The following is a 23,526-nucleotide window of genomic DNA, read 5'->3' on the forward strand; positions in this document are numbered from 1 at the left end:
GCAGGGGACGCGCAGCCACGGGGCACGCAGTCATTTTGCATATGCTCCCAGAAGCGGAGGCATAATCCGCATCTGCGGACTAGAATCAGGGAATGACCCTTATCCGCGTTTCTGAGGCTGCCCGTCTCCTGGGCGTAAGTGACGATACCGTCCGCCGCTGGACGGAGCATGGAACACTTACCCCGCTCCGGGACGGTTCCGGCCGGCTCGCCGTCGATGGACTCGAGCTGGCCACGCATGCGCAAAAGCTGGCCCAGCTGCCCGATGACCCCAAGAGCGGGAGCAGCTCCGCCCGGAACCGGTTCGTGGGCCTGGTCACCAACGTCATCACGGACAAGGTGATGGCACAGGTGGAACTGCAGTGCGGGCCGTTCCGGGTGGTCTCGCTGATGAGCAGCGAGGCCGTGCGGGAACTGGGCCTGGAACCGGGCTCGGTGGCCACGGCGGTGGTCAAGGCAACAACGGTCATCATCGAATCCCCGAAGGGCAGGGCCACCGCATGACCCGGACCTCCACGCGTACCGCGGTGTCCGCCTCCCTGGCGCGGCTCCTTTCCCTTGCTGTCCTGCCGGCCGCCGTGCTGCTGCTGGCCGTCCTCACCGGCTGCGCTGCGGGCGGAGCGGCCCTGGGCACAGGCCCTGGCGAGGACAACAGCGCGGGCAACAGCGCGGGCAACAGCGCAGCCGGCTCAGGCGCCAAGCCGGAAGGCACCATCACCGTCTTCGCGGCCGCCTCCCTCAAAGGCACCTTCACCGAACTCGCCCGCACCTTCGAGGCGGAAAACCCCGGCACCACGGTTGCCCTGAGCTTTGCAGGGTCCTCGGACCTGGCCAGCCAGATCAGCCAGGGGGCGCCGGCGGACGTTTTCGCGCCGGCGGACCTGGCCAACATGAAGAAGGTTCAGGACGCCGGGCTGGTGGACGGCGCCGCCAGGAACTTCGCCACCAACACCCTCGCCATCGCAGTAGCGCCGGGCAACCCGGCAGGAATCACCGCACTGAAGGACCTTGCCCGGCCGGGCCTCAAACTGGTCACCTGCGCAAGGCAGGTTCCCTGCGGGACTGCCGCGGCCACGGCCGCGGAGGCGGCCGGAGTAGTGCTGAATCCGGTCAGCGAGGAGAACGCGGTCACGGACGTCCTGGGCAAGGTGGCCTCCGGGGAGGCCGACGCCGGGCTGGTCTACGGCACGGACATCAAGGCCGCCGGGTCCAAGGTGGCCGGGATCCAGTTCCCGGAATCAGGGAGTGCGGTCAACACCTACCCGATCGCCGGCGTCGCCGGCGGCCGGAACAAGGCCGCCGCCCGGGCTTTCCTGGACCTGGTCACCGGTCCGGAAGGCCGGCGCGTCCTCGCTGCAGCGGGGTTTGGGCCGGCCGGCGCCGGTGACGGAAGCGTCAAGTGACCCGGAAGCAGGCAGCAAGGCGGCAGCCCTTTCTGCCCATGGTGCGGCCACGCACCCCAAGCCCGGCCTACTCCGGCATCCCCGGCTGGGTCCGCGTGCTGGCCGTCCTGGCCGCCGTCGTCGTCGTGCTTCCGCTGCTGGCGATGGTGCTCCGCGTGGACTGGCCGCGGTTCCTCCCGCTGGTGACCTCCGGGCCGTCGCTGACCGCGCTGGGGCTGAGCCTGCGGACCTCGGCCGCCAGCACCCTGCTGTGCATTGTGCTGGGCGTACCGCTGGCCCTGGTCCTTGCCCGGGGCACCTTCCGCCTGCAGGGGCTGCTGCGCTCGCTGGTGCTCCTGCCGCTGGTCCTTCCTCCTGTGGTGGGCGGCATCGCGCTGCTCTACACGTTCGGCCGGCAGGGGCTGCTGGGGCAGGCGCTGAACGTGCTCGGCCTGCAGATCGCCTTCTCCACCACCGCGGTGGTCCTGGCGCAGACGTTCGTGGCGCTGCCGTTCCTGGTGGTGAGCCTTGAGGGTGCCCTGCGCACGTCGGGCTCCCGGTATGAGGCGGTGGCGGCGACACTGGGTGCCCGGCCCGGCACGGTGTTCCGTCGCGTCACGCTTCCGCTGGTGCTCCCGGGGCTGGCGTCCGGCGCGGTCCTCGCCTTCGCGCGGAGCCTGGGCGAGTTCGGCGCCACGCTGACGTTCGCGGGCAGCCTGCAGGGGGTGACGCGGACCCTGCCGCTGGAAATCTACCTGCAGCGCGAAACGGACCCGGACGCCGCCGTCGCCCTGTCCCTGGTACTCGTGGCCGTCGCCGTGGCGGTGGTTGCCCTTGCATACCGGCGCCCGGCACCGGGCCGTTCCGGGTCAGGCAAAAGGACGACGGCGCCGGCCCCGGCGGGAGGGGGTGTCCGGTGACATTGTCCTTCCACGCAGTGGTGGCCGGGCGCAGCTTCGACGTGGCCCTGAGCGTCCGACCGGGCGAAACCGTGGCCGTCATGGGGCCCAACGGTGCCGGTAAATCAACCCTGCTGGCCGGCATCGCGGGCCTCCTGCGGCCGGACAGCGGGCGGGCCGAACTCAACGGCAGGACCCTCTTTGACCTCGACGGCGGAAAACGTACGTGGGCGGCTCCGCACCGCCGCGGCACCGCCCTGCTGGCCCAGGAACCGCTGCTCTTCCCCCACCTGAATGCCCTGGACAATGTCTCGTTCGGGCCCCGCAGCGCCGGAGTTTCCAAGCGGAATGCGGAGGAGCAGGCGCTGCACTGGCTGGCCGAGGTGGAGGCCGGAGAACTGGCCGGGTGGCGTCCCGCCCAGCTGTCCGGCGGCCAGGCCCAGCGCGTGGCCGTGGCCCGTGCGCTCGCCGCCGACCCCGCCCTCCTCCTGCTCGACGAGCCGCTGGCAGCCCTGGATATCCACTCCGCGCCGCTGCTGCGCCGCCTGTTCAAGCGCGTCCTCGCAGGCCGGCAGGCCATCATCGTGACCCACGACGTACTGGACGCGCTGGTGCTCGCGGACCGGGTGGTCATCCTGGAAAACGGTCGGATCGCGGAGGAAGGCCCCACCCGGGCGGTGCTGGAGCGGCCGCGCAGCTCCTTTGCCGCCGGGCTCGCCGGGCTGAACTTCATTCCGGGCATCCTCGACAGGGCGGGGGTGCGGACCAGCCACGGCCTGCGGATTGCCGGCCACGACGAGGAAGCCGTCCCCGCCGCGGCGTCCGGGGAGCCTGGCCCGCTGCCCAGGGCGGGCGGTCCCGGCGTCGCCGTGTTCCCGCCGTCGGCCGTTTCCGTGTTCCTCGACGATGCGCACGGCAGCCCGCGGAACTCGTTTGCCGTCACCATCACGGACCTCGAGCCGCACGGCGACCAGATCCGCGTCCGGGCCGGCGGCCTGGCCGCGGACATCACCCCTGCTGCCTCCGCCGACCTGGGCCTTGTCCCCGGCATGACGGTGCACTTCGTGGTCAAGGCCGCGGCCGTGTCCGTGTACGGGACCTAGGCGGAGTATGTCCCGGCAGCCGATTGTCCAAGCAGGCCCGGCGGGACCTCCGGCTCTGGACAGCTGTTTCGCCGTGGGCAAACATGGCTAGTGGACGTCGCCGTCCAAAGTTGAGCGTAGTAGACTCAACTTAGTCAACAAGCCCCCGAAAGGAGCTCTCTTTGGACGTCAAATTCACCACCAAGAGCCAGGAGGCTCTTTCCGCCGCGGCAATGAACGCCTCGACGGCCGGCAACCCCCAGGTGGAACCGGCCCACCTCCTCAAGGCGCTGATGGACCAGCGTGAGGGCGTCGCCGTCGCGCTGCTTCGCGCAACCGGCGCCGATCCCGATGCCGTCAGCGTCCAGGCCAGCAGTGCCATCAAGGCACTGCCCGCCACGTCGGGCGGCTCCAGCCAGCAGGCGCAGCTGTCCCGGCCCGCACTGCAGGCCATCCAGCACGCCAAGGAGGAAGCGGACCGTCTGGGCGACAGCTTTGTCTCCACCGAGGTGCTCCTGGTGGGCCTCTCCACCGGCAACGATGCCGCCGCCCGCCTGCTGCGCGACGCCGGCGCCTCCCGCGAGGCACTTCTCGCCGCCCTGCCGGGCGTCCGCGGCGACCGCAAGGTGGACAGCCCGGACCCCGAGAACACCTTCCAGGCGCTCGAGAAGTACGGCACCGACCTCACCGCCATGGCCCGCGCCGGCAAGCTGGACCCCGTGATCGGCCGGGACGCCGAAATCCGGCGTGTTGTCCAGGTCCTGTCCCGCCGCACCAAGAACAACCCGGTGCTCATCGGCGAACCCGGCGTGGGCAAGACCGCCGTGGTGGAAGGCCTGGCCCAGCGGATGGTGGCCGGCGACGTCCCGGAGAGCCTGCGGGGCAAGACCCTCATCTCCCTTGACCTCGGCTCCATGGTGGCCGGCGCCAAGTACCGCGGCGAATTCGAGGAGCGGCTGAAGGCGGTCCTCGAGGAGATCAAGGGCTCAGACGGCCAGATTGTCACCTTCATCGACGAGATCCACACCGTGGTGGGCGCCGGCGCCACCGGCGATTCCTCCATGGACGCCGGCAACATGCTCAAGCCCATGCTGGCCCGTGGCGAGCTGCGGCTGATCGGCGCCACCACGCTGGACGAGTACCGGGAGAACATCGAGAAGGACGCAGCCCTGGAACGCCGCTTCCAGCAGGTGTACGTTGGCGAGCCCAGCGTGGAGGACACCATCGGCATCCTCCGTGGCCTGAAGGAGCGCTACGAGGCGCACCACAAGGTCTCCATCGCCGACTCCGCGCTGGTGGCGGCAGCCACGCTGTCCAACCGCTACATTTCGGGCCGCCAGCTGCCGGACAAGGCCATCGACCTGGTGGACGAGGCCGCGTCCCGGCTGCGCATGGAGATCGACTCCGCCCCGGAGGAGATCGACCAGCTGCGGCGCCAGGTGGACCGGCTCACCATGGAGGAGCTCGCGCTGGAGGGCGAGACCGACGCTGCCTCCGTGGAGCGGCTGGCTGCGCTCCGGGCCGACAAGGCGGACAAGGAGGAGGAGCTCTCCGCGCTCAACGCCCGCTGGGAGGCTGAAAAGGCCGGCCTGAACCGGGTGGGTGACCTGAAGGCCAAGCTCGATGAGCTGCGGTCCGCCGCGGACAAGGCCCAGCGCGAGGGTGATCTGGAGACCGCCTCGCGGATCCTCTACGGGGAAATTCCGGCGCTGGAACGCGAGCTGAACGCCGCTGCCGAAGCGGAGGCCGCCGTGACGGACAAGTCCGCGCAGATGGTGGCGGAGGAAGTGACGGCAGAAGACATCGCGGAGGTCATTTCCGCGTGGACCGGCATCCCGGCCGGCCGCATGCTGCAAGGTGAAAGCCAGAAGCTGCTGCACATGGAGGAGGAGCTCGGCAAGCGCCTCATCGGCCAGGGCAAGGCTGTAGCCGCAGTCTCAGACGCCGTCCGGCGCGCCAGGGCGGGCATCAGTGACCCCAACCGGCCCACGGGTTCCTTCCTGTTCCTGGGCCCCACCGGCGTAGGCAAGACCGAGCTGGCCAAGGCCCTGGCGGACTTCCTGTTCGACGACGAACGCGCCATGGTGCGGATCGACATGTCCGAGTACGGCGAGAAGCACAGCGTCGCCCGGCTGGTCGGGGCCCCTCCGGGATACGTGGGCTACGAGGAAGGCGGGCAGCTGACCGAGGCCGTGCGCCGTCGTCCCTACTCGGTGGTGCTGCTGGACGAAGTGGAGAAGGCGCACCCCGAGGTGTTCGACATCCTCCTGCAGGTGCTCGACGACGGCCGCCTCACCGACGGGCAGGGCCGTACCGTGGACTTCCGCAACGTGATCCTGGTGCTCACCTCCAACCTGGGCAGCCAGTTCCTGGTGGACCAGACGCTGGACGCCGAGGCCAAGCGCAATGCGGTCATGGCCACGGTGAACGCGTCCTTCAAGCCGGAGTTCCTCAACCGGCTCGATGAAGTGGTGCTGTTCGATGCCCTCACGGTGGAGGAGCTGGCGCACATTGTGGAACTGCACGTGGCGGAACTGGGCCGCAGGCTGCACGAGCGCCGGCTCACCCTCGATGTGACCGACAGCGCCAAGGCCTGGCTGGCGCTGTCCGGCTACGACCCCGCCTACGGCGCCCGGCCGCTGCGCCGCCTGGTGCAGCGCGAGATCGGCGACCGGCTGGCCAAGTCCATCCTCGCCGGTGAAATCAGCGACGGCGACACCGTCCTGGTTGATACCGCGCCGGACTTTGGGGAACTGACCGAAGGCAACGTGGACGCGTTGACGGGCGCCCCCAGTTCCGGACTGTCGGTGCGGCGGAAGGACTAGCCGCAGGGCCTCTGAAGCGGGCCGTGCTGCCCTGGCGGGCTGACCGTCAGGGCAGCACGCTCGCGTTAATCACATTGCCGGTGTCTGCCGTGACGTAGCAATCAACCCTGCGGTCGCCGGATTCCCAACTGGTGCTGCTGGGGAAGCTGCGCTGGTAGTTGAGCTGGAAGTTTTTCGCCGCCGGGCCGAGTTTCGCCGCCTGGCAGACTTCCAGTGCCTTGGCCTTGAGCGGCTCCGCCCCCGGGTACTTGGCGCTTTCCGGATATGTCAAGGTGGCCACCAGCTGGGCCGAATGGCCCGTATCGCAGGGCACCAGCGTGGACGTCAGGGCCTGGGGATCGAAATCCTTGAAGCAGTCACCCAGTGCGTACGCCGGGGGTGCGACCCCTTCGCGGGGAAGGGGTTGGGGAGTGGCCGGCGGCGTGACCGCGGTTTGCAGCACGCCCTGTGCGTCATTCTTTGCCGCATCGGTGCCAGGCGAGGAGTTCAACCAGACGGCAAGCCACACCAGTGAGCCGGCAACGGCGAGGGTGACGACGACCAGAAACGCCTTCCACAGGGCAGGCTTCCTGTTGGTGTGTTTTTCCGGCGCAGGATCATGGCGCGGCTGGGACCAGGTAACGGATTCCGGGGCGGGGGCTGAACCGGTCCCACTGTGGATCTTCGGCAGGCTTCCGGTCCGCGGAGGCGAAGCGGGTTTCGGCGGGATGTCCTGGTGGTTCACGGGTGCGCATCCTCCTGGGTTTTGGTGCCACGGCTCGCCAACGGCCAGATAAAATCGGCAGTTCTTAAGCGACTCTACCGAAGAAAAATGCCGGAATCCCGCGGGAGGAGGTGCATCATGGTACCCCACCCGGCCGTTCGGGGCGCCGGGCGGCAAGCGGGGCCCGCCGAAAGCATGTAATCTAGGTGTACGACAAATTGACCAAACATTCCGGGGCCTCACCGATCGCCAAGGTGACCACCTCCGGTCCAAGTACAAAAGGGGGTCACGCCATGGGGCGCGGCCGTCAAAAGGCAAAAGCTACCAAGCAGGCTCGGGACATTAAGTACTACTCCCCGAACACTGACTACTCGGCACTTCAGCGTGAGCTGACGGGCCCTGGAAGTCGTTCAACGAGCCATTACTCGAATGAACCGGTCGAACCGGACTATTCGGCTTATGTGGATAAGTACGCGGATGATTTGGATGACGATGACGACGAGGTAGACAACCGTCGCATCGGCTAGTTGTCGCAAGCCTGCTGTGGCCCCCGGCCCGGCTGCTGTGGCGCCGCCTACGTCATGGAGCCCGCTGCCCCACCGAATTACCGGCAGGGCAGCGGGCTTTCCGTGTTTGGTTGGTAACCTGACCGCATGACTGTTCGGACCACGTACGCCAGCGGCGAGCCCTGCTGGGCGGATCTCCAGACCCCCGATGTTGATGCCGCCAAAGATTTCTACGGCCGCCTGTTCGGCTGGACCTACCAGGACTTCCCCACTCCGGACGGCCGCAGCTACGCGCAGGCCTTTGTCCGCGGGCAGTTGGTGGCCACCATTGCGCCGCAAAATCCCTTGCAGCTTGAGGCCGGCACCGCTGCCGAGTGGAACGTCTACTTTGCGGCCGCAGATGCCGCGGACCTGCTCCAGGAAGCGGGCCATGCCGGCGGAACCGCCCAGTTCGGGCCTGAGAAGGTGGGCGACACCGGGGTGCTGGGCTTTTTGGCCCCTCCCGGCGGCGGAACCACCGGGATCTGGCAGGCAGGTACCCACTTCGGCAGCCGGCTCTTCAACGAGCCGGGCGCCTTGGCCTGGGCTGAGCTCTTTACACCCGAGCCGCAGGCCGCCATCGGCTTCTTCCAGCAGCTTTTCGGCCATGAAGTCACCGAGTACCCCCAGGACGACGGCGGCAGCTACAGCACGCTGCTCATCGACGGCAGCGAGGTGGCCGGCATCGTTCCTGCCGACGAAGGCGAGGAAGCGGACTGGCAGATCTACTTTGGCGCGGCAGATATTGCCGCGGCGGCAGCGGCCGCCCTGGCAGCAGGCGGCGAAGTCCTGGTGGAGCCGGATGACCGTCCCACGGTGGGATCACTGGCCACCATCGAGGACCCGCAGGGCGGTGTGCTGAACCTCATCCAGGTCGCTTAAAAGTGGAGGCTCCCCACCGCGTGCAGTGGGGAGCCTCCAGCAGTTGGCTAGGCGTAGGCGTTGACCAGGCGGACAGCGCCGCCGTCCACGCCCTTGGCGCCCTGGACGTAATCCGGGCCGGACTTCAGGATGGAGTCCGAATCCTCGGTGACCGTGCCCATGATCCAGGACGGCAGGCCCCGGTCGTTCAGGCGGGCAACGGCGGCGTCGGCAGCTTGGGGCGACACGATGGCCACCATGCCCACGCCAAGGTTCAGGGTGCGCTCGAGGTCCGCCAGGGGCACGTTGCCCAGCTCCGAGACCAGCTTGAAGATGGCCGGCAGTTCCCAGGTGGCGCGGTCCACGGTGGCCACGAGGCCCTGGGGGAGGACGCGGGCCAGGTTGGCGGCCAGGCCGCCGCCGGTGACGTGGCTGAAGCCGTGAACAGCCGCTTTGGCGCTGACCGGGAAGGTGCGGGCCAGGTCCAGGCAATCGGCCGCGTAGACGCGGGTGGGTTCCAGGAGTTCCTCACCCAGGGTGCGGCCCAGTTCGGACACCTGGCGGTCCAGGGCCCAGCCGGCGTGGTTGATGACGCGGCGGACCAGCGAGTAGCCGTTGGAGTGGAGGCCGGAAGAGGCCATGCCGATCACGACGTCGCCCGCACGGACGCGGTCCGGTCCCAGCAGGGCATCGGCCTCGACCACGCCGGTGGCTGCGCCGGCAACGTCGTATTCGTGCTCGCCCAGCAGGCCCGGGTGCTCGGCAGTCTCGCCGCCCACCAGGGCGGTGCCGGCCACGGAGCAGGCGGCCGCGATGCCGCGGACAATGCCCGCGATGCGTTCCGGGACCACCTTGCCGCAGGCGATGTAGTCGGTCATGTAGAGCGGCTCGGCGCCTACCACCACGATGTCATCCACCACCATGCCCACAAGGTCGAACCCGATGGTGTCGTGGATGTCCATGGCCTGGGCGATGGCAACCTTGGTGCCCACGCCGTCGGTGGACGTGGCCAGCAGCGGCCTCTTGTAGGTCAGCAGCCGGGAAACGTCGTAAAGGCCGGCGAAGCCGCCCACCCCGCCGATCACCGAGGAGTTGTGGGTTGCCTTGACGGCACCCTTCATGAGCTCGACGGCGCGGTCCCCGGCTTCAACGTCCACGCCTGCGGAGGCGTAGGTGATGCCGGAGTTGTTTGCGGCGGGGCTAACGGAAGTCATACGGACTCTTTCTTATCGGCGCTGGTGGCGGCGGGTACGTCGGGCACAAGGTCGGCTTCGGTCAGCAGGTTCTCGAATTCTGAGTCCGGGCCCGGATCACAGCCGGTAGCCCCGGCCTTCTCAGCGGGGTCCTCGGTGGCGTCAACGGCCAGGGCGGCGGTTTGGCCGGGAAGCGCGGACGGGGAGGGCTTCAGGCCGCCCAGGTCGGTGCGTTCCAGGAGGTTCTTTCCCAGCTTGTCCGCATCCGGGAGCTTGATGGGGTACTTGCCGGTGAAGCAGGCGGTGCAGAGGCGTTCGCGCGGCTGGCGGGTGGCACCGATCATGCCGTCCTCGGAGATGTAGGCCAGCGAGTCTGCGCCGATGGCTTGGGAGATCTCCTCAATGGTGGCGCCGTTGGCAATCAGTTCGGCCCGGGAAGCGAAGTCGATGCCATAGAAGCACGGCCACTGCACAGGAGGGGAGGAAATCTTCACGTGCACTGCGGCGGCGCCGGCTTCCCGGAGCATCCGCACAATGGCGCGCTGGGTGTTGCCGCGGACGATCGAATCATCCACCACCACAACACGCTTGCCGCGGATCACGGATTCAAGGGCGTTGAGCTTGAGCCGGATGCCCAGCTGGCGCAGGGTCTGGGAGGGCTGGATGAAGGTACGGCCCACGTAGGAGTTCTTGACGAAGCCGTGCGCGAACGGGATACCGGATTCTTCGGCGTAGCCAACAGCCGCGGGGGTGCCGGATTCCGGCACGGGGATGACGATGTCCGCCTGCTGCGTGTTTTCGCGGGCCAGCTGGCGGCCCATCTCCACGCGGGACTCGTACACGGAGCGGCCGGCGATGGCCGCGTCCGGGCGCGCGAGGTAAACGTACTCGAAAACGCAACCTGCCGGCGTCGGCTCCGCGAACCGCTTGGACCGCACGCCTTCCTCGTCGATGGCAATGAACTCGCCCGGCTCGATCTCCCGGATGAAGCTGGCGCCCACGGTGGCCAGGGCGGACTGCTCGGAGGCAACCACCCAGCCGCGCTCCAACCGGCCCAGGACCAGCGGGCGGATGCCGAAGGTGTCACGTGCAGCGTAGAGCGTGCCCTCGTCCATGAACACGAAGCAGAAGCCGCCCTTGATCTTGGGCAGGAGTTCGGTGGCGGTTTCTTCCAGGGTCTTGCCGGGCTCGCCCTCCAGCAGGGCGGTGACCAAGGCAGTGTCAGAGGTGTTGCCCTGCTTCATTTCGCCGGTGAGGTGGCCGCCGTTGCGCTCGGTGATCATGGCATTGAGCTCGGCGGTGTTGGTCAGGTTGCCGTTGTGTGCCAGGGCCACCGTGCCGGTGGCGGTGGCGCCAAGGGTGGGCTGCGCATTGGCCCAGTGGCTGGCGCCGGTGGTGGAGTAGCGGCAGTGGCCCACGGCCAGGTGCCCGGTCAGGGTGTTCAGCGTGGTCTCGTCGAAGACCTGGGACACGAGGCCCATGTCCTTGTAGACGTTGATCCGCTTGCCGTCGCTGGTTGCTATGCCAGCCGACTCCTGACCGCGGTGCTGCAGTGCATACAGCCCGTAATAGGTAAGTTTTGCTACCTCTTCGCCTGGGGCCCAGACGCCGAAGACGCCGCAAGCGTCCTGCGGGCCTTTTTCGCCGGGGAGAAGATCATGGGAAAGTTTTCCATCGCCGCGTGCCACTGGTCGATTATCTCACGATATGGGGTATGACTTTTCCGGCCGCCCGTTTGTGACTTGCTACGCCTGGGGATCGGTGTCCGGCTCCGAGTCGGGAACGGCCTCCACGACGGCCCGGTCCTGCCGCTTCAGGCTGCGGCGGTCCAGGACCAGCGCCAGTGCGGCGCCCAGGATTGCGCCGCACGCGGCAAACATCACCAGGAAGAATCCGAAGACAGCGCCGGGGTCGAACGTTGCATCGCCCGGTACCGCGTAGGCAACCACTGCGGCTGCAGCAACACCCACCAGCGCACCCAGGACCAGGAAGGGAACGTACTTGGGTGCCCGGCGGACGGTTACTTCGCGCCGCTCGGCAGCGGATTCTTCAAAAGCCATGCCATCAAGCGTACTGCCGGAGATTTTGGGGACATAACGGGGCGGCCGCCGCCATTGAGCGCCCCGGGCGACCAAAAACGCCCAGGCGGCCAATGCCGGACGCCTATCGCCCCGCTGCCCTGCAACTGATATATCTATTGACACGGGGTGTGGCCGCTGTCATATTGCTAGGTAGCGCTATGTGCATTCTGTTGTGCATTACGCAATTGTTCAGGGGTTGGTAGGCCCAAGATCCCGTCCTTGAACAGCTGCGTCAGCTAGATTGGCACACGTCGCCGACTTACCGGACTGCCAAGGTCCAGGAAAGGAACACAAGAACAATGGTCCACAAGGTTCAAGCTGTCATTGTCCGGGAGAAGGACGCTCCGGTGTCGCTGGAGACCATCCTGGTGCCGGATCCGGGGCCGGGGGAGGCCCTGGTGGACATCCTGACCTGCGGCGTCTGCCACACCGACCTGCACTACAAGCAGGGCGGTATCGGAAACGACTTCCCGTACCTCCTGGGCCATGAAGCCACCGGTGTGGTCAGTGCTGTCGGCCCGGATGTGACCTCGGTGGCCCCCGGCGACCGGGTCATCCTTAACTGGCGTGCCGTCTGCGGGCAGTGCCGTGCGTGTGCCAAGGGCCAGCCGCAGTACTGCTTCAACACGCACAACGCCACCCAGAAGATGACCCTGGAGGATGGAACCGTGCTTTCGCCGGCCCTGGGCATCGGCGCCTTCGCCGAGAAGACGCTGGTCGCCGCCGGGCAGTGCACCAAGGTGGACCCGGACGTTGACGCAGCCGCCGTGGGCCTGCTGGGTTGCGGCATCATGGCCGGCATCGGCGCCGCGATCAACACCGGCGAGGTCAAGCGCGGGGAATCCGTGGCCGTCATTGGCTGCGGCGGCGTGGGCATCGCTGCGGTCGCCGGGGCCAGGCTGGCCGGTGCCACGACGATCATCGCCGTGGACATCGACGACAACAAGATCGACATGGCCAAGTCGCTCGGTGCCACCCATGGCGTGAACTCGCGCCAGGAGGACGCTGTGGAAGCCATCCGTGCCCTCACCGGAGGCCACGGAGCGGACGTGGTGATTGACGCCGTCGGCCGCCCTGAAACCTACAAGCAGGCCTTCTACGCCCGCGACCTTGCCGGCCGCGTGGTGCTGGTGGGTGTACCGACGCCGGAGATGACGCTGGAACTGCCGCTGCTGGATGTTTTTGGCCGCGGCGGCTCGCTGAAGTCGTCCTGGTACGGCGACTGCCTTCCGTCCCGTGACTTCCCGATGCTCGTCTCGCACTACAAGCAGGGCAACCTGGACCTCGATGCCTTCGTGTCCGAGCGGATCACCATCGACCAGGTGGAGGAAGCGTTCGGCAAGATGCACGAGGGCAAGGTGCTGCGCTCCGTCGTCGAGGTCCAGCCGGCCGGGGCGTCCGCATGAGCGTCACCATCGAAAACCTGGTCACCTCCGGCACATTTTCGCTCGACGGCGGCACCTGGGACGTGGACAACAACGTCTGGATCGTGGGCAATGACGAGGAATGCATCATCATCGACGCGCCGCACGACGCCGCCGCGATCATCGCCCAGGTCCGCAGCCGGAAGGTGAAGGCCATCCTGCTCACGCACGCGCACAACGACCACATCGGTGCCGCACGCGAGGTCGCCGATGCCCTGGGCGCTCCGATCCACCTGAACAAGGAGGACCTGGTGCTCTGGGAGCAGGTCTACCCGGACGCCAAACCGGACCACTACCACTCCGATGGCGACGTGTTCCAGGTGGGCGGGGCAACCCTGAAGGCAATCCACACGCCGGGGCACTCGCCCGGGTCCACCTGCTTCTACCTGGAAAGCGAGGGGACGGTCTTCACCGGGGACACGCTGTTCAACGGCGGCCCAGGCGCCACCGGACGGTCCTACAGCGACTACCCCACCATCCTGGCGTCCATCCGGGGGAAGCTGCTGACCCTCCCGGCCGACACCGTGGTCCGCACCGGCCACGGCGGGAACACCACCATCGCCGCCGAGCAGGAAACGCTGGCGAAGGTAGCCCAGTAGCGCGCGACATTCAGTAAGGTGACGTGCCGGAGAAAGGCGCGCCGGGAGGCCCGGCGCGCCTTTCACTGGCCCTCGAACACCACTCGCCTTCGAACACCACTCACCTTCGAACAACACAGGCCGGTAAGGAAGTTGGAACGATGAAGTTCGGTAAGCAGCCCGCCCCCGTCGCGGACATCAATGAGGACAACCTTGAGGTCCACAAGCCCAAGACCGAGGCCGCCGGCGTCAAGGCCGTCATGGTTGCCCTGGAGCGTGCAGTCGCCCAGGCAGGGGTGGCCCGCACGGCGCAGTCGCTGCTGCGGTTGAACCAGCGTGGCGGCTTCGACTGCCCGGGCTGCGCGTGGCCGGAATCGGACAAGAAGCGCAAGACGGCCGAGTTCTGCGAGAACGGCGCCAAAGCGGTGGCCGAGGAGAACACCCTGCGCACCGTAGGTGCGGAGTTCTGGGCCAGGCACTCCATTGCCGAGCTTTCCACCAAGACCGAGTACTGGCTGGGCAACCAGGGCCGGCTTTCCGAACCGGTGGTGATCCGGGAGGGCGAGACGCACTACTCGCCCATCTCCTGGAATGAGGCGTTCGAGCTGATCGGGGAGCACATCCGGGCCAGCACCCCGGACCGCTGCGTCTTCTACACCTCCGGACGCACCGCGAACGAGACTGCCTTCCTCTACCAGTTGTTCGCCCGGTCCATCGGGACGAACAACCTGCCCGACTGCTCCAACATGTGCCACGAGTCTTCCGGCTCGGCGCTGAACCCGACCATCGGCATCGGCAAGGGCACGGTGTCCCTGGACGACATCCACGACGCCGAACTGATCTTCGTCGTCGGCCAGAACCCGGGCACCAACCACCCCCGCATGCTGTCCGCGCTGAAGGAATGCAAGGACAAAGGCGGCAAGGTAGTGGCCGTGAACCCGCTGCCAGAGGCGGGCCTGTTCAACTTCAAGGACCCCCAGACCGTCTCCGGCGTGGTGGGCGGCGGCACCCCGCTCGCGGACGAATACCTGCAGATCAAGGTGGGCGGGGACCTGGCGCTGTTCCAGGCGCTCGGCCACCTGCTCCTGGCGGCTGAAGAAGCCAACCCGGGCACCGTCGTCGACCATTCCTTCATCGCCGCGCAGACGGACGGATTCGACGCCTACCGTGAAGCCCGCCGGACTCTGGACTGGGACGAGACCGAGCGGGCCACCGGCCTGTCCCGTGGGCAGATCGAGAAAGTGGCGTCGATGCTGGTGGCGTCCAAGGCGTCCATCTTCTGCTGGGCGCTGGGCGTGACGCAGCAGCCACACTCGGTGGACACCATCAAGGAGATGGTCAACGTGCTGCTGCTGCAGGGCAACTTCGGCAAGCCCGGCGCCGGCGCCTGCCCGGTCCGCGGGCACTCCAACGTCCAGGGCGACAGGACCATGGGCATCTGGGAGAAACCCAAGGAATGGCTCCTGCAGGCCCTGGACAGCGAGTTTGGAATCACCTCCCCCCGGCACCACGGCTACGACGCCGTGGAATCCATGGAGGCGTTCGAGCGCGACGAGGTGGACGTGTTCGTCTCGATGGGCGGCAACTTCTCGCTCGCCTGCTCGGACACCGAGGCCCTGGAAGCCGGGATGCAGCGGATCGGCCTGACCGTGCACATCAGCACCAAACCCAACCGCTCCCACATCGTGCACGGCCGCACCTCGCTGGTCCTGCCCACACTCGGCCGCACCGACAAGGACGACAAGCACCCCAACGGCGCACAGTTCCTGTCGGTAGAGGACTCCATGTCCGTGGTCCACTCCACCCAGGGCCGCCTGACCCCCGTCTCCGAACACCTGCTCGCCGAGCCCGTCATCGTGGCGCGGATGGCCGAGGCCACCTTCGGCCCGGACCACCCCGTCAACTGGAAGGCCATGGCCGAGGACTACGACGTGATCCGCGACCACATTGCCCGCGTGCTGCCCGGCTTCGAGGATTTCAACGCCCGGGTCCGGACCAAGAACGGCTTCGTGCTGCCCAACGCGCCCCGCGACACCCGCTCCTTCGCCACCGACATCGGCCGCGGCCGGTTCACCGTCAGCCCGCTGGAATACCTCACCCCGCCGCCGGGGCACCTGGTCCTGCAGACCATCCGCAGCCACGACCAGTACAACACCACGTTCTACGGCCTGGATGACCGCTACCGCGGCATCTCCGGCGGCCGCCGCGTGATCCTCATCCACCCCGACGACCTCGCCGAGCAGGGCTTCCAGGACCGGGAACTCGTGGACGTAGTCAGCACCTTCCAGGGCGTGGACCGCCGCGCGGACAAGTTCCGGTTGGTGGCCTACCCGACTGCCAAGGGCTGCGCCGCGGCGTACTTCCCCGAGGCCAACGCCCTGGTCCACAAGGAGAACGTGGCCCGCATCTCCAACACCCCCGGCTTCAAGGCCATGTTCGTCCGCTTCGAGCCGCACAAGGGCGAGGACGCGGTGGCCGAAGAGGCAGGATTGCTGCAGGCCAGCGTGTAGATGGCGCGACAGAGCGCCCCTGCGTCCCCGGCTGGATAACAGCGGGGAGGCGGGGGCGCTCTTCCGTCGTTTACGGCCTAAACAGGGTTGTTTCCGTGGGGCTCGGCCTCCGGATCCAGGTCCTTGCCATAACCGCTGGCCGAGGCAAGCCCCGACACCTGCTGGCCGGCGTTCGTTTGACCGGGGGCAAACTGCCCGTCCTGTGGGTCCTGGGCTTCCCCCTCCGACCCGGGTGCGACATCCTGCCGCAGGTGCTCGTCGGAAGGAACGTTCTTGGATACCTCTTCATCAGCCATGCCAACAGCCAAACACTTGGGTCATAACGGCGGCAAGGGGTAAACGTGGGCCGCGTTCCGGCCATGCTCCCGGCATACAGTCCGCCCAGTAGAACCGTGGGGCACGTCCAAAACAGACCGGGGTGCAGCAGTCCTCATACGGGGGCGTGGAGGAACCGTTCCAAGGCTTCTTCTCCCGGGGACAGCGGAATGAACGCAAGGTCCGGTGGGCCGCCGAGTGACCTTCCGGGGGGTCCCACTATCCGTTTGAGCCACTGGGGCCACCATGGTGGTTCCCAATCCTGGTGTTCGGACGTGTAATGGCGGCCGGTGGGTGAGGTCCAGCCGGGTGGTTCGTTCCTGGTGGCCGGGGTGGGTGTCCAGCCGGTGCTGTGCCGGAGTTTGTGGTGTTTTCGGCAGGGTTGTCCCAGGTTTGAGATCCCGGTGGTGCCGCCGTTGTTCCAGGCGAGGATGTGGTCGGCGTCGTTGTCGAGTGAATTGTTGCTGCAACCGGGGAACGGGCATTTTCCGTCCCGCAGCCGCAGCCAGGCCCGCATCGCGCCCGTGACCCTGTAGCTGGTCCGCCCGATCTCCAGCGGCGCCCCGTCCCGCGGATCCACCAACACCCGGTAGAACGAGCTGGCGCCGTTGGCGACGAGTTGCCTGGCCATGGACGGCGGGATGGGCCCGTAGCCGTCGAGCATGGCTGGTTCATCGGTCAATCCCATCAGCGAGGACACCGGGACGGTGACCAGCACCTGCGCTTGGATCCGTGGCGATGGGACATGTGCTGCTTCACCGTCTTCAACATTCCCGGTTGCGGTGCCGCTGCCCAGAATCGCGTCGGCGAAGGTGTCGGCCCGGAGCTGGGGCATGCTGCGGGGCTCGTCGGGGCCCTGCATGCTCCGGGCGAGGGCGGTGAGCCGGTTCCAGCCGGCCAAGGCTTGGTGGGCGGGCAGGTGTGCGGAGAGCCAGGCCATGCCGTCCTGGTCCGGCCGGAACTCCACCCGCCGATCCGCCACGGACTTAGCGTGGCGTTTTTCGATGCTCTCGGCATGGTGGCGTTCCCGCCAAATCCTTGCCTTGGCCCTGAACCGGTGCGCGGGCATCTGCCCGGCCGGGCAGCCCCGTGCCGGGTCCGGGGCGCCCGGGTCCAGGAAGTGCCCTTCCAGTGCGGCGGCACCGGCGGCATCAAGGCTGGCCGTCTCGTCAACCATGGCCAGGGCATGCTGCCACGACAGGTCCCCGGCTTCCAGTGCCGACAGCGTCCGGGGCAGCGTGGTGGCCAGGGCGTGGGAGGCGGCCAGGAACGACGACGCGGCCCGCGGCCCCAGAGACAGCACACACCCGACCTCAGCCGCGACAGCCATCTCCTGCGCCTGCACCGAAGCATCCGGCCCGGCAACACGATGGGCGCTGTCCGAGTACGTCACCGCGGCCTTCGCCTTCAACGCCGCGAACCCTGCCTCCACCTGACGGGCCCCGGCAAGAATATCAAGGCAACCATCGGCGAGCCCCGCCAAGGGATCAGCCGGCGAGAACGGCTCGGGACCGTGCCCCTCCACCTCGGCATGAAGCACAGCAAGGGCACCACGGATATCCGCATATGCCTTGGCCACCGCTGCTTTCCCCATGAACTAATCATCGGGGGAGGGTCTGACATTAAGAGGAGCGGCCGGACTTTTCACCGGCAGGGGAGATCGGAGCTAAACGACGGCTCCGTCATGGCGCTGCACCCGGCGGGAACGGCGGGGGAGGCGCCAGGCCCAGTACGCAATCATGAGTCCTGCCGTCGCTGCCCCTCCCGCGTATGTCGACGGCGAGGACCAGGACCCTTCGGGGATGGGAACGGCAAAGGCAACCACGACGGCGGCCATGGCCAGGATGACCTCCACAGCCGCCTGCAGCCGCCTCGCCTGGTACCCGGGATAGGCCAGCCGGACCAGGGGAATGATCGGGAGCAGGAACAAGCCGAGGCTGAAGACCGGGTAGATCACGTTGAACGTGAAGATTGCCAGGCCCAGCACCAGCAGGCCCAGGAACTTCAGCAGGTCCAGGGCGCGGAGCCGGTTCTCCGGCGTCCATCGGCTCAACAGCAGCCCCCACGCCGGAAGCCCCAGGAGCCAGCCGCCTGCCCAGAAGCCGACGTTCAGCAGTGCCAGCGGCGCAAGCAGGGCGCCTGGCAGCAGGAACACGACCGCTTGCCGGAGGGACGGCACCTTTCCGGGCGGCCCGAAGATGCACGCCCCGATCAGCAGGTACGCCGCAGCATACGAGGGCAGCAGCTGGATCACTGACCCAGGAGCGGGAGGACCCAGGGACGGGCCGAACAACAGGAGCGTCAGCGAGGTCACCATCACGCAGACCGCGGCGAACGTCCAAGGGCGGCGGCCCGGGCGCTGCTGAATCACGGCAGTGACGCCAGAATGTCATGTGGCCACACCCTGGTCAGCACGCTGTTCCCCCAAACACCTGTTCCCTCAAATTTGTTGTTGCTCCGGTGAGTCTACGTCGCGGTTTTGCCGCGCGAATCAGTGCCCTCCCCGAGGCAGCAAAAAGGGTGGTTGGTCCTGCCGGTCTCAAGCAGGTCCACCCACCCTTTGGGCGGGGCAGGTCAGCCGCGGAGGCGCTCCATGCCGGGATCCACGAGCGGCTCCGCGGTGACGGTGGCGGCCACCCGCCGGCCGAAGTACTCGATCTCCACAGAGTCCCCGATCTCGACGGCGGACGGCAGCCAGGCGTAGGCGATCGGCTTGCGCACGGTGTAGCCGTAAGCGGCACTTGTCACGTACCCAACGGCTTCCCCAGCCACAAACACCGGTTCCTTGCCCAGCACCACGGACGTGCCGTCGTCGACCGTCAGGCAGCGCAGTGTCTTGGCCGCCGGCTGTTCGCGGAGCGACGCCAGGGCCTCGGCACCAACAAAGCCCGTCTTGTCCTTGGCCACGGAGAAGCCCAGGCCGCACTCGTACGGGTGGTGCTCGGACGTCATGTCCGTGCCCCACAGCCGGTAGCCCTTCTCAAGGCGCATGCTGTTGAAGGCACCGCGGCCGGCGGCGACGATGCCGTGCTCCTGGCCCGCCTCGAACAGCAGGTCCCAGAGCTTCAGCCCATATTCGGCCGTGGTGTAGAGCTCCCAGCCGAGCTCACCCACGTAGGAGAGCCGCATGGCCGTAACGGGGATGCCCCCAACGGAGATTTCCTTGGTGCGGAAGTACTTGAGGCCGTCGTTGCTGAGGTCGTCCCCGCTGACCTTGCCGATGACCTCGCGGGCCAGCGGGCCCCAGAGCCCGATGCAGCAGGTGCTGCCCGTGATGTCGGTGACGTGGACCCACTGGGCAGGATCAGCGGCCGACTGCTTCCGGGCCTCCACCCGGAGGTAGTCGAAGTCAACGTTGCTGTTGACGCCCAGCTGGAACTCCTCCTCGGCGAGCCTGGCGACGGTCACGTCACTGCGGATGCCGCCGTCGTCCGCCAGCAGCAGGCAGTACGTCACGGCACCCGGCTTTTTGGCGATATTGCCCGTGCTCAGGCGGTGCAGCAGTGCTTGGGCGCCGGGGCCGGCGACGGAGAGGCGCTTCAGCGGCGTCATGTCGAAAAGTCCGACGGCGGTGCGCGTCTTCCACGCTTCGGCGGCGGAAATGGGGGAGTGGAACATGGCGGACCATTCGTCGCGCCCAGGAGCCCGCCATTCTTCCGGCAGTTCGGCCAGGAGTCCGCGGTTGGCTTCGAACCAGTGCGGGCGCTCCCAGGCGGCGGACTCCAGGAAGAAGGCCCCGAGTTCCTTCTGGCGGACGTTGAATGGGCTGACGCGCAGGTCGCGCGGGGATTCGCGGGGCTGCAGCGGGTGCAGGACGTCGTAGATCTCCACGAAGTTCTGCTGCGACGTCTCGCTGACGTACGCGTCGGAGGTCTGCACCTTCTCGAAGCGTGTCAGCTCGCAGCCGTGCAGGTCGGTCTGCGGCTGGCCGTCGACGAGCAGTTCGGCCATGGCCTTGGCGACGCCGGCCGAGTGCGTGACCCACACTGCCTCGGCCACGAAGAAGCCGTCGAGGTCCGGCGCCTCGCCCATGAGCGGGCCGCCGTCAGGGGTGAAGGAGAAGATGCCGTTGAAGCCGTCCTGGATTCCGGTGCTGCGCAGTGCCGGCAGCAGGTCCTGGCTGTCCTCCCACGCGGGCACGAAGTCTTCAAGGGTGAAGTCCAGGCGGGAGGGCATGCGGTGGTCGGACATCTCCCCGGCCGGGACCTTGGGCAGTGCAGCCATGTCCACGGGCATGGGACGGTGGGCGTAGCTGCCGATGCCAATGCGGTCGCCCCACTCGCGGTAGTACAGGTCCTTGTCCTGGTAGCGCAGAATCGGCTTGCTGGCACCCTTCGGAAGCTCGTTGACGCCCTCAAGTTCGGCAAGGGGCGTGGTGACCACGTACTGGTGGGCCAGCGGCAGCAGCGGCACCTCCAGGCCCACCATCCGGCCGAGCTCACGGCCCCAGAACCCTGCGCAGGACACCACGATGTCGGCTGGAATCACACCGGAGGAGGTCTCGACGCCGGTGACCTTGCTGCCCTCCCGTGCGATGCCGGTGACGGTGGTGGAGCCGAGGTAGGTGACACCGAGTTCGCGCGTCCGCTCGATCAGCAGCTGCACGGCCCGGGCCGCCAGGGCGATACCGTCGGTGGGGATAAGCAGGCCGCCCAGGACCTCGCGGCCGTCGGTAAGCTTGCCGGTGTTCAGCAGCGGGTAGATTTTTTCGCATTCGTCGGCGTCCACGATCCGGCTTTCGACGCCCCAGGAGGTCATCAGGCCCATCTTGCGCTTGAGGTCGGCCAGGCGCTCTGGGGTGGTTGCCAGTTCCAAGCCGCCCACTTGGTTGAAGCAGGACTGGCCGTCCTTGGTCAGGGCGAGCAGCTTGTTAACGGTGTAGGTTGCGAATTCCGTCATGGTCCTGGACGGGTTGTTCTGGAACACGAGGCCAGGGGCGTGCGACGTGGAGCCGCCTGCGAGCTCCAGCGGGCCCTGCTCGACGACGGTGATGTCGTTCCAGCCGCGGCTTGCCAGCTCGTCGGCGAGGTTGGTGCCGACGATGCCGGCTCCGATGATGACGACGCGGGGTGATGCGCTCATAATTCTTGGTTCTCCTGGTTGGTGCTGAAATCCGCCTGGCCGGGGTGATGGAGTTCGCTTCGCTATGAGCAACGCGCATCACTATATGCAACAGGGTGTCTCAGCTCACATAGGATGTCAAGGGTTTCCTGCTTTGTTGCGGGGATGGGCGGTGCTGTGATCACAGGCGGCAAAGAGGCCCCCGCCGCTGGTGCGGCGAAGGCCTCTTTGGTGCAGCTCCGGTTATCCGGCGGCGTGTGTCCGTGCGGTCCCGGTGTCAGTGGGAGAAGTCTGCTGAAATCTCGGCGAGGGTGCGCCCTTTCGTCTCAGGCGCGAGCCATTGCGAGAGGACTGCGCCGAGTAATGCGACGGCGGCGGCTACGACCATGGTTGCGCCCATGCCGATATTGGCGATCGCCCATGGCAGGGCGAAGGTGCCGAGTGCGGCTCCGATCCGGCTGAAGGACGCGGCGAAGCCCATGCCGACGCCGCGCAGGTGGCCGGGGAATACCTCGGCCGGATAGACCTGGGTCATCGTGGTGTAGCCGGCATTGAAGTAGGAGAAGGCGAGAAACAGGACGAGCACGAGGATCGCTGGTGCGTTCCCCCATACTCCGATGACCAGCAGGATGCCCGCGCAGAGCCACTGCCCGGGCACAGTGAGGATTCGGCGGCCGAGCTTATCAATCAGAAGTACGCTGGTGACAACGCCCGCGACCGCAAGTGCGGATAGGCCGACTCCACCGGCCCAGCCGCCGCCGAAGCCGAATTGGTTGAGTACCTCGTCGGCGAAGGTCGCGATCGCGAAGTACGGAGTGACCGCGCAGAACCAAAAACCTGCAGTGAAGACAGTGGCGCGCCAGTACTGCCTCGAGAACAGCATTCCGAAGGAGGCGTTCTTGATTTTGGTCCCACTCTCCGCGGCTTGGGCCTCCTGGAGCATCCTCAGATCCATCTCTCCGGTGATGCTGTCGTGCATCTGCGGCGATTCGACATATCGGTGTGCGATCTCGAGTGCTTCCTTGTGCCGTCCCTTAGTAATGAGCCAGCTCGGCGATTCGGGGAGGCCCATGCGGGCGAGGAACAGAACGAATGCCAGTATCGTGCTCGTGCCGAGTACTAGGCGCCATGGGGTGCCGGCGTCGTGCAGGAGCGTGCCGATGATGAATGCCATCATGAAACCGACGTACCAGGCGATCAGGGTCAGCCCGAGCAACCGCCCGCGGAGCTTGGGTGGGGAGAACTCTGACAGCAGTGGCCCACCGATTGAGTACTCGCCGCCGATCGCGACGCCCATCATGAATCGGATGATGGCCAGCTGGATCACGGCGCCGTCTCCAGAGGTTACGAAGAATTGGGCTCCTGAGGCGACCAGGAACAGGCCCATGTCCACCAGGAACATTGGCTTGCGTCCGAACTTGTCAGTAGCCCAGCCAGCCAGCGGGGAGCCGATGAAGATACCAGCCAGCGGGCCTGCAGCGATCATGCCCAGCGATAGTGCGTCGAGCTGTAGATCTGACCGCATGGATCCGGTGACCGGGCCGATGATTCCGAGGATGTAACCGTCGAGGAACATCCCGCCTATGAAGACCGCTACAAGCCGCATCATGAAGCGGCGCTTGAACTTGGAGCTGGTCTCTTTTGATGAGGAGGTGTCGACGGGGGCCGTCGTCTTGGTTGGATTGATCATTGAGATTCGTTCCCTTCCGGCTTCAGCGCAAACCGCTGAAGGTGCCAGAGCGCTGTTTCCTGGACCCACGGACAGGCTTCGGCGTCGTTCCCCGGTTCCGGCGCCCCGCGCTGCTTAGATCGATGGTGCTGCCATCCCTGATAGTCATAGACAGTTTCCTTTGGTGATCTGGCGCTGCCGCATGGATACTGGCAGCGTTGTGCGGCCGATGCGCGGGCCAGGGCCCCTTTCGGATCGGCCATCATGAATTCGTTCGTCTGTTCCCCAAAGTCATCACGGGTGGAGCCGGGGGACGGGAGGAGCGTATCCGGGCGTGCTCGTTCCGTGATGATCAACAACCTTCGCTGTATGCAACAAAATCGTGCGCTAGCTCACATT

At 67.1% G+C, this 23,526-nt stretch carries 19 protein-coding genes; 10 read left to right on the forward strand and 9 right to left on the reverse strand.

Features of this window, described 5'->3' with window-relative positions; translation table 11 throughout:
- The first annotated feature begins 92 nt into the window (after positions 1-92).
- The 5 genes from ACV095_RS02130 to clpB all read left to right on the forward strand — a co-directional run bounded on the left by ACV095_RS02130 (position 93) and on the right by clpB (position 6,187).
- Positions 93-503 (forward strand): TOBE domain-containing protein, encoded by a 411-nt coding sequence (locus ACV095_RS02130; RefSeq protein ID WP_268002071.1) that lies wholly within the window; start codon positions 93-95, stop codon positions 501-503.
- A complete protein-coding gene (gene modA, locus ACV095_RS02135; protein WP_478222804.1) occupies positions 500-1,402 on the forward strand; it encodes a molybdate ABC transporter substrate-binding protein in 903 nt (300 codons plus the stop codon). The genes ACV095_RS02130 and modA overlap by 4 nt, the downstream gene beginning before the upstream one ends.
- Before the next feature lie 38 nt (positions 1,403-1,440).
- On the forward strand, positions 1,441-2,301 hold the full coding sequence (locus ACV095_RS02140; RefSeq protein ID WP_478223403.1) for an ABC transporter permease: 861 nt from the start codon (positions 1,441-1,443) through the stop codon (positions 2,299-2,301).
- Positions 2,298-3,383, forward strand: a complete 1,086-nt coding sequence (locus ACV095_RS02145) for a sulfate/molybdate ABC transporter ATP-binding protein (RefSeq protein WP_478222805.1) — start codon at positions 2,298-2,300, stop codon at positions 3,381-3,383. The genes ACV095_RS02140 and ACV095_RS02145 overlap by 4 nt, the downstream gene beginning before the upstream one ends.
- A 161-nt stretch (positions 3,384-3,544) precedes the next feature.
- Positions 3,545-6,187, forward strand: coding sequence for an ATP-dependent chaperone ClpB (gene clpB / locus ACV095_RS02150; RefSeq protein ID WP_018772129.1), 2,643 nt, complete (start codon positions 3,545-3,547; stop codon positions 6,185-6,187).
- A 46-nt stretch (positions 6,188-6,233) separates the two neighbouring features.
- On the opposite strand, the gene ACV095_RS02155 is transcribed toward clpB, so the two are convergent.
- Complete coding sequence (locus ACV095_RS02155; RefSeq protein ID WP_478222806.1) at positions 6,234-6,911, reverse strand: septum formation family protein; 678 nt, start codon at positions 6,909-6,911, stop codon at positions 6,234-6,236.
- Positions 6,912-7,183: 272 nt separating this feature from the next.
- Here ACV095_RS02155 and ACV095_RS02160 point away from each other — a divergent pair, with 272 nt between their 5' ends.
- Both ACV095_RS02160 and ACV095_RS02165 read left to right on the forward strand, forming a co-directional pair.
- Positions 7,184-7,417: a DUF3073 domain-containing protein gene (locus ACV095_RS02160; RefSeq protein ID WP_018772127.1), complete on the forward strand. Its 234-nt coding sequence runs from the start codon at positions 7,184-7,186 to the stop codon at positions 7,415-7,417.
- A 126-nt stretch (positions 7,418-7,543) separates the two neighbouring features.
- Positions 7,544-8,317: a VOC family protein gene (locus ACV095_RS02165; protein WP_478222807.1), complete on the forward strand. Its 774-nt coding sequence runs from the start codon at positions 7,544-7,546 to the stop codon at positions 8,315-8,317.
- 47 nt (positions 8,318-8,364) lie between these two features.
- Here the strand turns inward: ACV095_RS02165 and purM are convergent, their stop codons facing one another.
- From purM to ACV095_RS02180, 3 genes are read right to left on the reverse strand one after another with little or no spacing between them, the layout of a single operon-like run.
- Positions 8,365-9,510, reverse strand: coding sequence for a phosphoribosylformylglycinamidine cyclo-ligase (gene purM / locus ACV095_RS02170; protein WP_056391760.1), 1,146 nt, complete (start codon positions 9,508-9,510; stop codon positions 8,365-8,367).
- On the reverse strand, positions 9,507-11,177 hold the full coding sequence (purF, locus tag ACV095_RS02175) for an amidophosphoribosyltransferase (protein ID WP_018772124.1): 1,671 nt from the start codon (positions 11,175-11,177) through the stop codon (positions 9,507-9,509). The genes purM and purF overlap by 4 nt, the downstream gene beginning before the upstream one ends.
- A 57-nt stretch (positions 11,178-11,234) precedes the next feature.
- Positions 11,235-11,549 (reverse strand): hypothetical protein, encoded by a 315-nt coding sequence (locus ACV095_RS02180; protein ID WP_018772123.1) that lies wholly within the window; start codon positions 11,547-11,549, stop codon positions 11,235-11,237.
- 320 nt (positions 11,550-11,869) lie between these two features.
- Here ACV095_RS02180 and ACV095_RS02185 point away from each other — a divergent pair, with 320 nt between their 5' ends.
- The 3 genes from ACV095_RS02185 (at position 11,870) to ACV095_RS02195 (ending at position 16,082) form a co-directional block, all read left to right on the forward strand.
- Positions 11,870-12,976, forward strand: coding sequence for an S-(hydroxymethyl)mycothiol dehydrogenase (locus ACV095_RS02185; protein ID WP_377204746.1), 1,107 nt, complete (start codon positions 11,870-11,872; stop codon positions 12,974-12,976).
- Entirely contained in the window at positions 12,973-13,593 is a 621-nt protein-coding gene (locus ACV095_RS02190) for an MBL fold metallo-hydrolase (protein ID WP_478222808.1), read from the forward strand. The genes ACV095_RS02185 and ACV095_RS02190 overlap by 4 nt, the downstream gene beginning before the upstream one ends.
- Before the next feature lie 140 nt (positions 13,594-13,733).
- Complete coding sequence (locus ACV095_RS02195) at positions 13,734-16,082, forward strand: FdhF/YdeP family oxidoreductase (protein ID WP_478222809.1); 2,349 nt, start codon at positions 13,734-13,736, stop codon at positions 16,080-16,082.
- 77 nt (positions 16,083-16,159) lie between these two features.
- Here the strand turns inward: ACV095_RS02195 and ACV095_RS02200 are convergent, their stop codons facing one another.
- The 5 genes from ACV095_RS02200 to ACV095_RS02220 all read right to left on the reverse strand — a co-directional run bounded on the left by ACV095_RS02200 (position 16,160) and on the right by ACV095_RS02220 (position 23,148).
- On the reverse strand, positions 16,160-16,378 hold the full coding sequence (locus ACV095_RS02200) for a hypothetical protein (protein WP_056391747.1): 219 nt from the start codon (positions 16,376-16,378) through the stop codon (positions 16,160-16,162).
- A 134-nt stretch (positions 16,379-16,512) separates the two neighbouring features.
- Positions 16,513-17,991 carry an HNH endonuclease signature motif containing protein gene (locus ACV095_RS02205; RefSeq protein ID WP_478222810.1) on the reverse strand — a complete coding sequence of 493 codons (1,479 nt, stop codon included), beginning with the start codon at positions 17,989-17,991 and terminating at the stop codon, positions 16,513-16,515.
- A 72-nt stretch (positions 17,992-18,063) separates the two neighbouring features.
- Positions 18,064-18,768, reverse strand: coding sequence for a hypothetical protein (locus tag ACV095_RS02210; protein WP_478222811.1), 705 nt, complete (start codon positions 18,766-18,768; stop codon positions 18,064-18,066).
- Positions 18,769-18,971: 203 nt separating this feature from the next.
- Positions 18,972-21,479: a GcvT family protein gene (locus ACV095_RS02215; RefSeq protein ID WP_478222812.1), complete on the reverse strand. Its 2,508-nt coding sequence runs from the start codon at positions 21,477-21,479 to the stop codon at positions 18,972-18,974.
- 256 nt (positions 21,480-21,735) lie between these two features.
- The gene (locus ACV095_RS02220; RefSeq protein WP_018771783.1) at positions 21,736-23,148 is read right to left on the reverse strand and encodes an MFS transporter; all 1,413 of its coding nucleotides are present in this window, start codon (positions 23,146-23,148) and stop codon (positions 21,736-21,738) included.
- Between the last annotated feature and the right edge of the window lie 378 nt (positions 23,149-23,526).

The organism is Arthrobacter sp. JDC6 (assembly GCF_056484025.1).